Here is a 15,676-nt window from a genome sequence, read left to right on the forward strand (position 1 = left end):
CGCAAGGTAAAGCGGTACGTGTTGTTTCTATTCCTTGTACAGATGTTTTTGAAACTCAAAGCGCTGATTACAAAGAGTCTGTATTACCAGCAAGCGTTACAAAACGTGTTGCAATTGAAGCGGGTATTGCGGATTACTGGTACAAATATGTGGGTCTGAACGGCAAAGTTATCGGTATGACAACATTTGGTGAGTCAGCACCTGCTGAGCTATTATTTGAAATGTTCGGTTTCACTGTTAAAAACGTAGTTGAAACTGCAAACAGCCTATAATCTTTAACTTAATAAAGATGAATAAAAAACCGCGTTTACCGCGGTTTTTTTGTGCCTGTAATTTTGTCCAGATTACAAATGCCGTTAAAACTATTTCTGCAGTAAGTCAGAGAGTTGTTTTGCTAATTTTACCTGGCGACTGCAAAGTTACGAATACCTTCAGCTAGCTTTTCCGTTGCCATCGCATCTTCATTCATTAACCATCTGAACTGGCTTTTAGACAGGATTTCATCTTTTTCTGCTGCGGCTGCCGTTGGATTAAGTTTTTGTTCGACAGGCTCATTACTTTGCTCTAATGCGGCCATTAAGTCGGGACTGATGGTTAAACGCTCGCAGCACTGCAAGTGCTAAAACGTCTTCAACACTTCTGAAACTTGCGCCCATCACGACGGTTTTATAACCCTGCTGCTTGTAATAGTTATAAGTATTAGTCACAGAGATAACCCCGGGGTCTTCGTCTGCCGAATATTCTGTACGGCCCGTATCTTTTTTATACCAGTCTAAAATTCGACCGACAAAGGGAGATATCAGATAAGCCCCAGACTCAGCACAGGCCTGTGCTTGAGCGAAACTGAATAACAGGGTCAGGTTACAATTAATTCCTTATTTCTCAATCGCTTCAGCTGCTTTGATACCTTCCCAGATTGAGGCAAGTTTAATCAGTATACGGTCATTACTGATACCCGCTTCTTTGTACATTGCCATCAGTTTTCGGGCTTTATTTATCGAACCTTGTGTATCAAAGGATAAGCGAGCATCAACTTCTGTTGATATTCTTCCCGGTACAATTTTCAGGATCTCCAGACCAATCAGCACAGATAATTTATCGGCGGCATCCATGGTCTGTTGGCTGAGATCCGTTGACTGTTGTTTTCCCCAGTTACTCGCTTCAACATCACGGTTATCAGCTACGACTGTGGATATTGTAAAAAACTAAATATATTTATTCCGACTCAAATCACATTTTTTAATGAATTAAAGTGTACTTTTTTCTCATTTTAGTCTACATTTTACTAATCGAAACGTTTGCGCAAACGTTTCGATGGGGTTTTCTTAAATGTTATTATTAAGACTTTTAAAACTAAAGCGACTCTTCAAGGTGAATGTCATGAAAAAAACAGCATTAATTAACGCTGAATTATCTTACCTGGTAGCCTCTCTCGGGCATTTCGATGAGATTACCATCTGTGATGCCGGGCTGCCGGTTCCAAGTCAAACCCAGCGCATTGATCTGGCTTTAACCTATGGTGTTCCGACGTTTATCGATACAGTTAGCGTCCTGCTCGGTGAAATGCAGATAACCGGCGTGATCCTGGCCAAAGAATTCCAGCAGGTAAGTCCGGAGCTGCACAGCGCACTGCTTGAGCTTATTGCTCAAGAACAAAAACAAGGTAAGGAAATTACTGTTACTTATATCAGTCACGAAGAATTCAAAGGGCGTACCCGGAGCAGTAAAGCAGTTGTTCGTACGGGTGAGTGCACACCTTATGCAAATGTTATTTTTCAGGCCGGTGTTGTTTTTTAGTTTTTCCGAGTAAATCATTGTTAAGGAGCTGCTATGAAACAGCCCATTTTAGAATTGAAAGGCATTCATAAGTCATTTCCCGGTGTAAAAGCACTGGATAATGCATGTTTAAACGTTTACCCGGGTAAAGTGATGGCGCTGATGGGAGAGAACGGTGCCGGAAAATCAACACTAATGAAAGTGTTGACCGGTATCTATTCTTTAGATGAAGGCGAAATATTTTACGAAAATAAGCAGGTAAATTTTACCGGCCCGCGTCATTCCCAGGAAGCGGGTATCAGTATTATTCATCAGGAGCTTAACCTTATTCCTGAGTTGACCATTGCAGAAAATATCTATCTGGGTAGAGAAATAACCAATGCGTTCGGCGCAATCAGATGGTCTGTAATGTTCGACGAAGCGCAAATATTGCTGGATCGATTAAATGTAAAGCATAAACCTTCACAGCTGCTCGGTGAGCTTAGCCTTGGTGAACAGCAGATGGTTGAAATCGCCAAAGCATTGTCATTTAAGTCTCAGATTATCATTATGGATGAGCCGACTGATGCGTTAACTGAAACTGAAACGGCTTCATTGTTTACTGTGATTAATGAATTGCGTGAAGAGGGTTACGGCATTGTTTATATCTCGCACCGCTTAAAAGAAATTTTCGAGATTTGTGATGATATTACTGTGCTGCGTGACGGAAAATTTATTGCTGAACGTCAGGTTGCTGAAACCGATGAAGACAGCTTAATTGAGTTAATGGTAGGCCGTCGTCTGGATGAACAGTATCCGCGTGTTGAGAGTAAACATGGCACAAAGTGTTTAGAGGTCAAAAATTTATCGGCAGCCGATATTGATGATGTCAGCTTCACGCTAGATCATGGTGAAATACTGGGTATTTCCGGTTTGATGGGGGCCGGCCGTACAGAATTAATGAAAGTAATTTACGGCGCTATGCCTCGTCATTCCGGGCAGATTCTGGTTGAGGGGGAAGCCGTTAATCCGCGCAGTTCTCAAGAAGCGCTTGCTCACGGCATCGCTTATATTTCTGAAGACCGTAAAGGTGAAGGCCTGATCCTCGGACTGTCTGTTAAAGAAAATATGTCTCTGTGCAGCTTAAAACAATTATCCACAGGAGTGCAGTTAGATCATGGGGCAGAGGTAGTCGCAGTCGAAGATTTTATTCGCTTATTTAATATTAAAACGCCCTCAAGAAATCAGATTATAGGTAACCTGTCCGGTGGTAATCAGCAGAAGGTGGCGATTGCTAAAGGGTTAATGACCCGCCCTAAGGTATTGATCCTTGATGAACCGACACGAGGTGTTGATGTCGGGGCGAAAAAAGAGATCTATCAGCTTATCAATCAGTTTAAAAAAGAGGGCATGAGCATTATTCTCGTCTCATCAGAAATGCCGGAAGTATTAGGCATGAGTGATCGAATTCTGGTGATGCATCAGGGCCGGATCAGCGGTGAATTTATGACGGATGATGCCGATCAGGAAAAATTAATGGCCTGCGCTTTTGGTCACAATATTATGGAGAAAACAGCATGAACAACAAGGTTATAACTAATCAGGAAGGCCCTAAAGCCCGCGGTCTGATAAATAAAGAATGGTTTATTGAACAAAAGTCATTAATCGCATTAATTATGCTGATTGTTATCGTGTCATTTCTGAACGAATACTTTTTTACGGTGGACAATCTTCTTAATATTCTTCGCCAGACATCGGTTATCGCGATCCTGGCCGCCGGTATGACCTTAGTTATATTAACCGCCGGCATTGATTTAAGCGTCGGTTCTATTTTGGCATTGTGCGGCGCTTTTGCCGCCAGCATGATCAGCATGGAAATACCCGTTCTGATTGCAGTGCCTGTTGCCCTATTAGGCGGAGCTGCACTCGGCTCCATGGCGGGGGTCATTATCGCTAAGGGGAAAGTGCAGGCTTTTATTGCGACGCTGGTAACCATGACATTATTACGCGGTGTGACTATGGTTTATACCGACGGCCGTCCAATTTCAACCGGCTTTACTGATGTTGCAGATGCTTTTGCCTGGTTCGGTACGGGATATGTGTTCGGTATTCCAGTACCCGTCTGGCTGATGATCTGTGTCTTTTCGGGAATCTGGTATCTGTTAAATCATACTCGTTTCGGACGCTATATTTACGCCCTTGGCGGTAATGAATCGGCGACCCTTTTATCGGGGATCAATGTGGATCGTATCAAGATCGGTGTTTATTCAATCTGTGGATTATTATCAGCACTTGCGGGGATTATTATCACCTCACGCTTATCATCAGCGCAGCCGACAGCCGGTATGGGTTATGAATTAGATGCCATTGCAGCGGTTGTGGTGGGGGGAACCAGTCTGATGGGCGGTAAGGGACGCATTACCGGCACGCTGATCGGCGCCCTGATTATCGGCGTATTAAACAATGCCTTAAATTTATTAGACGTCTCGTCGTACTACCAGATGATTGTTAAAGCCGTGGTCATACTGTTAGCGGTACTTGTTGATACTAAACATAAATAAACCTTAATTTAAAAGCCGGCGGGGTGCATAGTGCCTCCGCTAATACCAGTAATATAAAAAGGAATAGAAAATGAAAAAATTTACCACATTAATTTCAGCGGCAGTTCTCTCAGCTTCTTTCAGTGCAGGTGCAATGGCGCAAGATACGCTTGCGCTGGTTGTTTCTACTTTAAACAATCCATTTTTTGTGACTATGAAAGAGGGAGCAGAAAAGAAGGCGGATCAGCTGGGCTACAAGCTTATTGTGCTTGATTCACAAAATGATCCGAGTAAAGAGCTGTCAAATGTTGAAGATCTTATTGTTCGCGGTGTGAAAGTGATTTTAATCAATCCTACGGATTCGGATGCGGTTTCTAACGCTATTCGCGTGGCCAATCAGGCAAAAATACCAGTGATAACATTAGACCGAGGTGCAAATCGTGGTGATGTAGTGACTCATATCGCCTCTGACAATGTTGCTGGCGGGGAGATGGCGGGTAAATTTATCAGTGAAAAAATTGGTAAAAATGCACGTGTTATTCAGCTTGAAGGTATCGCCGGTACATCTGCTGCACGTGAACGCGGTGAGGGTTTTATGAAAGCAGTTAAAAGCGAAAAAATGGAACTGTTAGCCAGTCAGCCAGCAGATTTTGACCGTACTAAAGGTCTTAATGTAATGGAAAATATGCTTTCTTCTAAACCCAACACGCAAGCCGTATTTGCACAAAATGATGAAATGGCATTAGGAGCTATCCGTGCGGTACAAGCATCAGGTAAAGATATTTTAGTTGTCGGTTTTGACGGCACTAAAGATGGTATAGCTGCTGTTAAACGCGGCCTGCTAGGCGCAACAATTGCGCAGCAGCCTGGTTTGATTGGTGAGATTGGTGTTGAGTCTGCTGTGAAACTATTAAAAGGTGAAGCTGTGGATAAAAATATCCCGGTACCGTTAATGATGGTGGTTAAATAAGTATTGCCTGTTGGAACCGGGGTGTCTTGCCCTGGTTCTACTTTTCAAGTTAAGAGCCGACAATTCATTAAAGCCTATTGATTAATTTTGTTGAATGCAGTGTTAATCAATATGTTTCACCTTTATGTTAAATACTAAGTGGTCAATATTATGAATAAATTAGTCGTTTTAGGCAGTGTTAATGCAGATCATGTTCTGCAGGTACCTTCTTTCCCTCGTCCGGGAGAAACATTACATGGACGGGGCTATTGTGTTATCCCTGGAGGAAAAGGCGCTAATCAGGCTGTGGCAGCTGCACGTTTAGGGGCAGATGTTGCATTTATCGCCTGTGTGGGTGATGACAGTTTTGGGGTGAATATCCGACAAGCGTTTGCCGAAGACGGCATTAATGTTGATGCGGTAATGATTGAAAAAGATAAACCGACCGGGATTGCGATGATCCAGGTTGCAAAGAGCGGTGAAAACAGTATCTGTATTTCAGCTGAAGCAAATGCCTGTTTAACAGCATCTCGACTGCAGCCTCACCATCATCTTATTGCTGATGCGGATATGCTCTTAATGCAGTTAGAAACACCGATTGAAGCGATTATAAGCGCTGCAGAAATTGCCAGACAGGCTCAAACCCAAGTTGTACTGAATCCGGCTCCTGCACAACCATTAACGGATGATTTACTGAAGCTTATTGATATAATTACGCCTAATGAAACAGAAGCAGAGCAGCTAACGGGTATTAAAGTTAACGATATGGAGTCAGCGCAACAGGCTGCGGATCTGCTTCATAACAAAGGAATAAAGCTTATTATGATAACCCTGGGCAGTCAAGGTGTGTGGATCAGTGAAAATGGTCAGGGGCAGCAGATAAAAGGGTTCCGTGTAAAAGCTGTCGATACAACGGCCGCCGGAGATACATTTAACGGCGCACTGCTGACGCGATTATTAGAAGGTGCGGCCTTAGCTGATGCGATTCGTTTCGCCCATGCAGCCGCCGCGATTACGGTCACTGGTGCCGGCGCACAGACATCGATACCATATCGCAATGCGGTAGATAACTTTCTGATTAACGCAGATAATGAACCCTCAATTTTATAAGGATAACAATAAGATAATGGCAACTATCAAAGATGTGGCAAAACATGCAGGCGTGTCGACTTCAACGGTAAGCCATGCTCTTAATAAAACCCGCTATGTAAGCACTGATATTATCGAACGGGTGATGAAAGCGGTTGAAGAGTTGAATTATGCACCTTCTGCACTGGCTCGCAGCTTAAAACTTAAAAACACGCGTACCTTTGGTATGCTGGTGACAACATCAACCAATCCCTTTTTTGCCGAAGTAGTAAAAGGGGTGGAGCGGCGCTGTTATGAACAGGGGTATAATCTGCTTTTGTGTAATACCGAAGGTGATCTGGATCGCCTGAATTTCAATATTGATATGCTGTTACAAAAACAGGTTGATGGTTTGTTACTGCTAAGTGATGAGATTGCCAGTCAGAATTTAAATATATTCGCACGTCATAAACCCGTTCCAACCGTGGTTATGGATTGTGGTGAGACTAATTTTCCCTGTGACAAAATACAGAACAATTCCCGTCACGGCGGTTATTTAGCAACTCAGTATTTAATTAATAAAGGTCATTGTAAAATCGCCTGTATCAGCGGACCTCGTGATAAACAGGCTACATCAGAGCGTTTTAGCGGTTATATTCAGGCAATGAACGAGGCTAACCTTGAGGTTGATGAAGAGTGGCATGCATTCGGAAATTTCGATTGTGAAGGCGGCAAGCAGGCCTTTGAAACAATTTTAGCAACAGGTAATATGCCGAGTGCAATTTTTGTCTGTAATGACATGATGGCGATGGGCGTGATCAATACCGCCAATAAACACGGAATATCGGTCCCCGAGGATCTGTCGATTATCGGTTACGATGATATCAGTCTGGCTAAATTTATTACTCCGTCGTTAACCACTATTCATCAGCCGAAATTTAATTTGGGGCGAAAAGCCTTCGATACTTTGCTGGATCAGATTCAAAGCCGCCGTGAAACGAATATTGATATCCATTTAGAACCGACATTAGTTGAGCGTGACAGTGTCAAAACACTTAATCAACCTTAGCGGTTAAATCGCTAATCCTGAAAACAAAAAAGCCAGTTATGAATGAACATAACTGGCTTTTTAATATTTGTGTTAGCTAGCTTTATTTAAGCTTGCTTAAATCTCTAACTGCACCTTTATCTGCTGTTTTATTAATAGCCATTTCAATGGCGCAAATAAAGGTGAAATATCGGTTTTTACTTCAGTTTGCTTAAGTCACGTACCGCGCCTTTATCGGCTGTTTTATTAATAGCCATTTCAATGGCGCAAATAAAGGTGAAATATCGGTTTTTACTTCAGTTTGCTTAAGTCACGTACCGCGCCTTTATCGGCTGTTTTTATTAATAGCCATTTCAATGGCGCAAATAAAGGTGAAGTATCGATTTTTACTTCAGTTTGCTTAAGTCACGTACCGCGCCTTTATCGGCTGACGTTGCCATTGAAGCATAAACTTTTAAAGCTGCAGAGATTGGGCGGATACGGTCAACAGGCTTCCAGCCGATTGCATCTTGTTTAATGCGACGTTCAGCCAGCAGTTCATCAGAAACTTTTAAGTCCATTGCACGTGTTGGGATATTGATATCAATAATATCGCCATTTTCAATCAGACCAACCACTCCGCCAGCAGCGGCTTCCGGTGAAACGTGACCGATAGATAAACCAGAAGTACCACCGGAGAAACGTCCGTCAGTAATTAATGCACATTTTTTGCCGAGTCCCATCGATTTCAGGTAACTGGTCGGGTAAAGCATCTCCTGCATACCAGGGCCACCTTGTGGTCCTTCATAACGAATAACAACCACATCGCCAGCAACCACATCTCCGCCTAAAATAGCTGCCACAGCATCATCTTGGCTTTCGTATACTTTTGCAGGGCCGCTAAAGGTAAGGTTATCATCATCAACGCCCGCAGTTTTAACCACTGCGCCGTCAACGGCCATATTACCGAATAAAACCGCAAGGCCGCCCTCGGAGCTAAAGGCATGTTCCAATGAACGGATACAACCTGTCGCACGATCGTTATCGACCGTATCCCAACGACAAGCTTGACTAAATGCTTGCGTGGTACGGATACCGGCTGGGCCTGCGCGATAGAAATCAATAATCGCTGGATCTTGTGTTTGCATGATATCGTATTTAGCTAATTGCGCTTTCATGCTTGGGCTTAAGATAGTAGGAATGTCACTATTTAAGAAACCGGCTCTGTCTAATTCACCTAAAATTGCCATAACCCCACCTGCACGATGCACATCTTCCATATGATATTCAGGTGTCGAAGGTGCTACTTTACAAAGTTGCGGAATACGGCGCGACATAGCATCCATATCACTAACTGTAAAATCAATTTCAGCTTCTTGGGCACAAGCGAGTAGATGTAATACAGTATTGGTTGAACCGCCCATGGCGATATCTAGTGCCATCGCATTTTCAAAGGCTGCTTTACTGGCGATTGCACGCGGCAATACGCTGTAATCGTCTTGCTCGTAGTGACGTTTGGTAATATCAACAATACGGCTGCCCGCTTCTAAGAATAGTTGCTCGCGATCGGCATGGGTTGCCAGCATTGAACCGTTACCCGGTAATGAAAGTCCTAGCGCTTCGGTTAAACAGTTCATTGAGTTTGCGGTGAACATGCCCGAGCAAGAGCCACAAGTTGGGCAGGCGCTACGTTCTACATTGGCTACATCTTCATCAGATACATTTTTATCTGCGCCCATAACCATAGCATCAACTAAATCAAGTTTGATAATTTGGTCGGAAAGCTTGGTTTTACCCGCTTCCATTGGTCCGCCAGACACCATAATCACTGGAATATTTAAACGCAGAGACGCCATCAACATTCCCGGGGTGATTTTGTCACAGTTAGAGATACAAACGATGGCATCAGCACAATGTGCGTTAACCATATATTCAATTGAGTCTGCAATTAAGTCACGAGAAGGCAGGCTGTATAACATGCCTGAGTGACCCATAGCGATACCGTCATCAATGGCGATAGTATTAAATTCTTTAGCGATACCACCGGCAGCTTCAACTGCACCGGCCACTAATTGGCCCATATCTTTTAAATGAACATGGCCAGGAACAAATTGTGTAAATGAGTTAGCAATGGCGATAATTGGTTTACCGAAATCATCATCTTTTACGCCTGTTGCGCGCCATAAAGCACGAGCTCCCGCCATATTGCGGCCATGTGTGGAAGTTTTAGAACGATAGTCTGGCATTTTAATTCCTTTTTTTAGTAACGATCTTACCTGTTTTTTACAGCGAGTTACTTGTTATTTATTCATTTTCGGTTAACTGATTTAAGCAGATAACTTTGTCTTTAACAAGCTACGAGTACAACTTACGCGCTGGCTTTAATTACTTGTTCCTGCCCCATTGCTGCGACTTGGGTAATGCCAAATAATTTTTCAATTTGTTTGCTTAATAGACCCACTGGACGATCGCTACATACCGTCAAGGTGACGTGCAGTGATTTTTCATTTTCTGTTGTTTCGCCATTAATATTTTGCACTCTGAAACCACGATGACGGCAAACACGTAACAGACGTTCTAATAGTTCAGGGCTATTCTCGCCTTGGATAATCAATAAATATTTCATTGTAAACTCTCCATCATTTTATCGTTTGCTGCACCCGGTGGAACCAGTGGCCATACATTTTCTTCTTCTGAAATTGAAACATGTAATAGATACGGGCCGTCACTTTCTAGCAGACGCGTTAATGCGTCTTGTAACTGGCTTTTTATTACAATCGTTTCCCCTGGAATATCAAAAGCGCTGGCCAGTGTTACAAAATCAGGGTTATCAGTTAAAATAGTTTCGCTATAACGACCATCAAAAAATAGTTTTTGCCATTGACGAACCATACCTAAACGCTGGTTATCGATAAGCAGTATTTTAATCGGTAATTTTTTACGTTTGATAGTGCCAAGTTCCTGTACGTTCATCATAAAAGAACCATCACCAGAAATAGCAATCACAGTATCATTCGGGCGGGCTACTTGTGCGCCGACTGCAGCTGGAATACCAAACCCCATAGTGCCTAAACCTGAACTTGATATATGGTTTTCAGGGCGATCCACAAACATATGTTGTGCTACCCACATTTGATGCTGACCAACATCACTGCAGATAACGGTATCGGCAGGTTTCATTTCGGCAAGTTGGCGGAGCATTGCGGGTGCATAAATTGCTTCACCCGGGTGGTCATAGCGGTTAGCAAAATTACTCTTCATGGTTAAAATATGTTTTTGCCAAGCACTAATAAAGGTTTCAATCTCAATGGCGGGTAAAACTTCTTTTAAATCATCGGTGATAGCCAGATCTGCAAGTCGTAATTTATCTATTTCTGCCGCATCAATATCAAGGTGGATAACTTTTGCGTGGCTGGCAAATTCATCGAGTTTACCTGTTACCCTGTCATCAAATCGAGCGCCAACAGCAATCAGCAGATCACACTCTTGAATTGCAAAGTTGGCCGCTTTGCTGCCATGCATACCAACCATGCCCATAAAATATTCAGAATCATGTTCAATAACCCCAATCCCTTTTAGCGTACAAACACTGGGAATATAGGTATATTGAATAAAGTTACGCAGCTCCTGAGTTGCATTTGCCATACCTACGCCACCACCAACATAAAGAAGTGGCTTACTGGCTGATTTTATCATCTCTCTGGTTTGTCTTATTAAAGAGGGATCAATGGGGGTACTTAAGTTGTTTTCTGTTGCAAGCACTTTTAGTGATGTAAATTCAGGAGCATCTCCAAGTTGAATATCTTTGGGGATGTCGATTAACACAGGTCCGGGGCGACCAGATGTTGCAATCTTAAAAGCTTGTTCAATAATCGGACCTAATTGATCTGCACTTTGCACCATAAAGCTGTGTTTACAGCAAGACAAAGAAAGTCCTAAGACATCAACTTCCTGGAAAGCATCAGTACCAATTAAATTACTGGCTACTTGCCCTGTGATTGCAACGACAGGGATCGAATCAAGTAATGCATCCGCTAACCCTGTGACCAGGTTTGTCGCACCGGGACCTGATGTTGCAATACAAACTCCAACATTACCGGTTGCGCGTGCATAGCCTATAGCTGCCATTGCAGCGCCCTGTTCGTGGCGACATAAAAGGTGATTTAAACCGCCATCATAAAGCGCATCATAGAGCGGCATAATAGCCCCTCCGGGATAGCCGAATACTTGGGTTATATTTTTTTGTTTTAATGCTTGAACAATAAAATTGGCACCATTCATTATTTTCTTCCTGAATTTACTGAAGGCTTATCGTTATTTTGTTTTAACTGGAAAATAAGCAAAATAAGCAAAATAATCAATCCCACTTTTTAAAAAAAGTGGGTCTTTATAGCAAAAAACAGCAACTTTCTCAACTTTTGTCACATTTTTAAACAAAAGTGGCTAAGGCAACTTTACTAATAGTAACTATTGCCAAGTAAATTCACTGCTTTTTAAGCAGTCAATAACAGCTAATTTGTATTTTAAATCAACATAAATAATCAATCTGAAAATGCTCGCCTATACTAGAAAGCGTTGTATTAATATTGCTTATTATTAAAGGCGAAGGACAAGTTATGGCATTAGCAAGTTTATACTGTCGTGCGTTATTAGGTGTGGATGCGCCAGAGGTCTTAGTTGAAGTGCATTTAGGCACCGGATTACCGGGTTTTTCATTAGTGGGGTTACCGGAAACTTCAGTAAAAGAAGCCAAAGAAAGAGTACGCAGTGCGATAATAAATAGTAATTTTAAGTTTCCAAATAAAAGAATAACCGTTAATTTGGCGCCTGCGAATCTGCCTAAAGAGGGGGGGCGTTTTGATTTGGCCATTGCGCTGGGCATTTTAATTGCCTCTGATCAACTTGCCAAGACAAACAGTGCTCAGTTTGAATGTTTTGCCGAGTTGGCCCTGTCCGGTGAATTACGGCCTATTGATGGTGTTATTCCCTGTGCATTAGCCGCCAAAAAGAAAAATCGCAGTTTAATTATCTCTCCTGAAAATCAAAATGAAAGTGCGTTAACAGGTGTAAAAGCATTTGTTGCCTCTAACCTTGTTGATGTTTGTGCATTTTTACAAGGTTTGCAAAAACTGCCTGAAGCCATTTCCCCTCCTACTGCAAAACCTAAAAATCAGCCTGATATGAGTGATGTTTTAGGACAGGAGCAAGCGAAACGTGTAGAAATTGCAGCTGTTGGCGGCCATAATTTATTGTTAGTTGGCCCGCCGGGTACAGGCAAAAGCATGTTAGCAGAACGGTTTATGAGTTTACTGCCAAAGTTAACTGAGTCACATGCACTGCAAACTGCTGCTATTTATTCTGTGTGTGGTAAACAACGCGATGATTGGTATCAACCTCCATATCGCGCACCGCATCATAGTGCCTCTTCCGTTGCGCTGGTCGGTGGTGGGGGGAAACCGAAACCAGGTGAAATATCATTGTCTCATCGTGGTGTGTTATTTCTTGATGAACTGCCTGAATTCCCAAGAGCAGTACTCGATAGTCTGCGCCAACCTCTTGAAACCAATAAGGTCACTATTTCACGTGCGGCTAATCAAGTGACCTTTCCTGCACATTTCCAGTTGATTGGGGCAATGAATCCCAGCCCGTGCGGTCATATTAGCGGAGAGCTGCGGCGTAGCACGCCGGATCAAATATTACGTTATTTGGGGCGTTTATCCGGCCCTTTTTTAGACAGGTTTGCATTGTCGATTATGGTGCCGTTATTGCCCAAAGGTACGCTTGCTTTATCACAAGCAGGAGGGCAACAAAACAGTGAAAGCAGTGCACAGATTAAAGTGAGGGTAAAGCAGGCGAGAGAGAGACAAATAGCTCGTCAGGGAAAATTAAACCATGCGCTGACGACGCAGGAGATAAGCGCATTTTGTCAGTTAAGCATTGAAGATGCCGAGTTTTTAGAGAGTCAACAGTTAACTAATTAGGATAAAATGGGGTTATCAATCCGCGCCTGGCACAGTCTGTTAAAAGTGGCGCGTAGCATTGCTGATTTAGCCGCCAGTGAAAAAGTGCAACGTCTGCATCTCTCTGAATCACTTTCTTATCGTGCGATGGATCGATTGCTGAAAAGTGTTTCTTATGAGTAATTAGTTTTCTTGCCGCGTTTATCTCATCTCATTTAGTAAATATTTTTTTTTAAAATTAGTTATTGGTGCCTGCATTGCTTTAATGGTTTCTGGTGAAAGTGTTGGATTTTGCAACTCAATGAAAACTCTTTTTTTAAGATCGAATTTATTTAATAGTTCTCGGTAATATGAATCAAACAGCAGCTCTGTTTCGCCGCTTTCTTGCAAACGCGTTAACCCCAGTTGTAATCGCTCAGCTAATAAAGGTTTTTCCGGGTTAATAAAAAAGAACTGCGGTAACGGATAATGAATCACTATATTCTGCTCTATAACTAAATCAAGTGAGCGATGGCTAAACTGCTCATAACCAATTTCATTTATCCCTCTGGAAAAACAATCAAAACGGTTTTTAGACAGCTGTTGAAATAACAGTTCATGTTTATAAGTTGTTTGTACATTTAAACCATTACTTTTTAAGATCGTGGTATCGGGCCAGTTGTGATGCTGGCCAATAGTAATATTTTTGGCTATCCACTGTTGTTTATTGCTAATACCTGTAAATTTTTCCTGATTCCCCTCTTTGATTAAACACAAACGGTAACCTAGAAGCCCCTGCATAATTGGAATGCGAATTGGCGTTGCTTGTTTTTCGCGTTCAGCTGTTGATACGAAGTGTGCTAGATCTAGGCGTGCGTTTGCAAGCTCGCGAAGGGCGCGATCCTGTTCCATTTCGCTGGATATAACAACTTGATATTCTCCATACTCCTGTTTGCTTATTTCCAGCGCTCGGTACAGAAGCGTTCTGATTATTCCAGAATCGGTTGCTGTGTTTTTCCATACCCTTATTTTTGTACTTTCTGCGTGACTAAAATTAGCATTAAGAGTCAGCAATAAAAATAGTATTAATATTTTTTTCATTCTGACTAATCCCCTGTCTCGGGTAATACACCTGTATTTTTTAAATGAGTTTCTCTGAATCGTTGTGTTGGCGCTTCCATTGCCTGAATGGTTTTCTCTGATAATGTCGGGTTATGTAGGTCGATAACAGTTCGCTCGGTAAGTTTTAATTCAACTATTATTGGCGAAAAAACCTGCTCAAAAATTGTGTCAAATTCACCGGATTCGATTAACCTTTCTAAACCTAATTGTAAACGCTGTGCTAAAAGTGGGCGAGATTTATTAACAAAGAAAAAAATGGGTAATGGGTAATAGATCAACAGGTTATTTTCAATAGTGATCCCCTGTGAGCTGTGCGCCAAATATTCAGCATAAATTTCACTCGCACCTCGGCTGAAACAGTCAAATCGTCCTCGAGCAAGTTGTTGAAATAGTAGTTTTTTTTTGTGTGTGGTTTGTACGGGGATATTATTGGCACGTAAAATAGTTGTATCGGGCCAATCTTGATGTTGACCTATGCTGATATTTTTGTCGATTAGCTGTTGCTTATTTTCAATACCATCAAAAAGTGCTTGTTTATTTTCTTCAATTAGACAAATGCGATAGCCCATAAGACCGCTAAGTACTGGAATACGAATAGGGATCGCTTGCTTTTCCCGTTCTCTTGTTGGGGCGTAACTTGCTATATCAAGTTTTGAATTTTTCAGTTTAGCGATTTCAACCAATGAGCGACCTTGCTCCATTTTAGCTGATTCTATTAATTCATAATCACCATATTCAGGTTTAGTTACCTGTAACGCTCTATGTAAGTAATCCATCATAATAGGAGTCGGGTTATTATAAAGGCTATCCCATACCACTATTTTTGTTACCTGAGCATAATTAAATGAGCAGTAAAAGAGAAAAATAAAAGTCATAAAACGTTTCATTATTAGGTACCTACTTCTTGACTGGTACTAGTGAGTATAGATCTTTAAATTGGGATTGTTAGCTTGTAAATCCTGTAGTTGTGAGCAAGCAGCAAAGTTGTTCTATATCTTTGACTGCTAATTCAAAATCATAAAAAAAGGATCGTTTTATTTTAAAACGATCCTTTTTATGAAAGCTTCTTTTTAAAATAGTTTGCTATAAATTATAGCGCTTCTATTGTTGCAATCTGCTCGTTTAATTTATCACAAGTTGTCTGCAGCTCATCCTGTTTAGCACGCTCTTTAGCAATAACTGCTTCCGGTGCGTTACTAACAAAACGTTCATTGCTTAGCTTGCCGGAGATTTTTGCCAGTTCTTTTGACGCTTTCTCAAGCTGTTTGTTTAAACG

The 15,676-nt window shown here is 41.9% G+C and carries 13 protein-coding genes and 2 pseudogenes; 8 read left to right on the forward strand and 7 right to left on the reverse strand.

The window, feature by feature from the left end:
* On the forward strand, positions 1-272 hold a 272-nt coding region (locus AC4GME_RS05060), incomplete at its 5' end, for a transketolase-like TK C-terminal-containing protein (protein WP_490379090.1).
* Positions 273-400: 128 nt separating this feature from the next.
* Here the strand turns inward: AC4GME_RS05060 and AC4GME_RS05065 are convergent.
* A pseudogene (locus tag AC4GME_RS05065) lies at positions 401-1,160 on the reverse strand (transaldolase); the annotation flags it as partial.
* Positions 1,161-1,380: 220 nt separating this feature from the next.
* Between AC4GME_RS05065 and rbsD the strand changes: the two are divergent.
* From rbsD to AC4GME_RS05095, 6 genes are all read left to right on the forward strand, one after another.
* Complete coding sequence (rbsD, locus tag AC4GME_RS05070) at positions 1,381-1,797, forward strand: D-ribose pyranase (protein WP_490377082.1); 417 nt, start codon at positions 1,381-1,383, stop codon at positions 1,795-1,797.
* A gap of 33 nt (positions 1,798-1,830) precedes the next feature.
* The gene (gene rbsA / locus AC4GME_RS05075) at positions 1,831-3,336 is read left to right on the forward strand and encodes a ribose ABC transporter ATP-binding protein RbsA (protein ID WP_490377083.1); all 1,506 of its coding nucleotides are present in this window, start codon (positions 1,831-1,833) and stop codon (positions 3,334-3,336) included.
* Positions 3,333-4,316, forward strand: coding sequence for a ribose ABC transporter permease (rbsC, locus tag AC4GME_RS05080; protein WP_490377084.1), 984 nt, complete (start codon positions 3,333-3,335; stop codon positions 4,314-4,316). The genes rbsA and rbsC overlap by 4 nt, the downstream gene beginning before the upstream one ends.
* Positions 4,317-4,386: 70 nt before the next feature.
* Positions 4,387-5,265, forward strand: coding sequence for a ribose ABC transporter substrate-binding protein RbsB (gene rbsB, locus AC4GME_RS05085; protein WP_490377085.1), 879 nt, complete (start codon positions 4,387-4,389; stop codon positions 5,263-5,265).
* A 150-nt stretch (positions 5,266-5,415) separates the two neighbouring features.
* The gene (gene rbsK, locus AC4GME_RS05090; protein WP_490377086.1) at positions 5,416-6,354 is read left to right on the forward strand and encodes a ribokinase; all 939 of its coding nucleotides are present in this window, start codon (positions 5,416-5,418) and stop codon (positions 6,352-6,354) included.
* 16 nt (positions 6,355-6,370) lie between these two features.
* Positions 6,371-7,381 (forward strand): substrate-binding domain-containing protein, encoded by a 1,011-nt coding sequence (locus tag AC4GME_RS05095; RefSeq protein ID WP_490377087.1) that lies wholly within the window; start codon positions 6,371-6,373, stop codon positions 7,379-7,381.
* 365 nt (positions 7,382-7,746) lie between these two features.
* Here AC4GME_RS05095 and ilvD read toward each other — a convergent pair whose 3' ends face one another.
* The 3 genes from ilvD to ilvG all read right to left on the reverse strand — a co-directional run bounded on the left by ilvD (position 7,747) and on the right by ilvG (position 11,620).
* Positions 7,747-9,585 carry a dihydroxy-acid dehydratase gene (ilvD, locus tag AC4GME_RS05100; protein WP_490377088.1) on the reverse strand — a complete coding sequence of 613 codons (1,839 nt, stop codon included), beginning with the start codon at positions 9,583-9,585 and terminating at the stop codon, positions 7,747-7,749.
* Between the two features lie 122 nt (positions 9,586-9,707).
* The gene (gene ilvM / locus AC4GME_RS05105) at positions 9,708-9,965 is read right to left on the reverse strand and encodes an acetolactate synthase 2 small subunit (RefSeq protein ID WP_490377089.1); all 258 of its coding nucleotides are present in this window, start codon (positions 9,963-9,965) and stop codon (positions 9,708-9,710) included.
* Complete coding sequence (gene ilvG, locus AC4GME_RS05110; RefSeq protein WP_490379091.1) at positions 9,962-11,620, reverse strand: acetolactate synthase 2 catalytic subunit; 1,659 nt, start codon at positions 11,618-11,620, stop codon at positions 9,962-9,964. The genes ilvM and ilvG overlap by 4 nt, the downstream gene beginning before the upstream one ends.
* A gap of 335 nt (positions 11,621-11,955) precedes the next feature.
* Here ilvG and AC4GME_RS05115 point away from each other — a divergent pair.
* A pseudogene (locus AC4GME_RS05115) lies at positions 11,956-13,482 on the forward strand (YifB family Mg chelatase-like AAA ATPase).
* Between the two features lie 18 nt (positions 13,483-13,500).
* Here the strand turns inward: AC4GME_RS05115 and AC4GME_RS05120 are convergent.
* The 3 genes from AC4GME_RS05120 to AC4GME_RS05130 all read right to left on the reverse strand — a co-directional run.
* Positions 13,501-14,379 (reverse strand): hypothetical protein, encoded by an 879-nt coding sequence (locus tag AC4GME_RS05120; RefSeq protein ID WP_490375549.1) that lies wholly within the window; start codon positions 14,377-14,379, stop codon positions 13,501-13,503.
* Positions 14,380-14,384: 5 nt separating this feature from the next.
* Positions 14,385-15,287 carry a type 2 periplasmic-binding domain-containing protein gene (locus AC4GME_RS05125; protein ID WP_490375548.1) on the reverse strand — a complete coding sequence of 301 codons (903 nt, stop codon included), beginning with the start codon at positions 15,285-15,287 and terminating at the stop codon, positions 14,385-14,387.
* Between the two features lie 203 nt (positions 15,288-15,490).
* Positions 15,491-15,676: hypothetical protein (locus tag AC4GME_RS05130; protein ID WP_490379092.1), on the reverse strand; the 186-nt coding region annotated here is incomplete at its 5' end.

This window comes from Psychromonas sp., from assembly GCF_983033635.1.